The organism is Corynebacterium sp. UMB6689, from assembly GCF_030215295.1.
GTDB classification, from domain to species: domain Bacteria; phylum Actinomycetota; class Actinomycetes; order Mycobacteriales; family Mycobacteriaceae; genus Corynebacterium; species Corynebacterium aurimucosum.
In genome coordinates this window covers 1-296 of sequence record NZ_JASOLS010000128.1, presented here as the reverse complement: position 1 = coordinate 296, position 296 = coordinate 1, and the positions used below count along the sequence as shown (strand labels likewise).

The 296-nt window shown below is 58.8% G+C and carries 1 protein-coding gene; it reads left to right on the top strand.

The genetic code is table 11. The features are described 5' to 3' along the window. Positions 1 to 37: 37 nt before the first annotated feature. The coding region (locus QP363_RS12925; protein WP_284764782.1) for a pseudouridine synthase at positions 38 to 296 on the top strand (259 nt) is incomplete at its 3' end.

The window sequence follows — 296 nt, the reverse complement described above, 5'->3', positions numbered from 1 at the left end:
ACCCGCAGGACTGGCAACCATGCCTAGGGGTGCCTTCGTGGCCAGGTCGGTCACTGTTGCGCTTCGCCGGCAGGAGTGCAACGACGAACTGGTGCCGGCGCACAGATTGGATAGACCAACTGCGGGGGTTCTGCTTTTTACTAAAAAGAAGCAGCTTCGGGGCGCGTACCAGAAGTTGTTTGAAGAGCGGAAGGTGCAAAAGTCGTACCGGCTACTTGCTCCCACAGCTAGTCTGCCTGACAGCTTTACCTGTGAAGCCCTGATCTACCGGGTGGAGGGGCAACACCGGGTGGGAC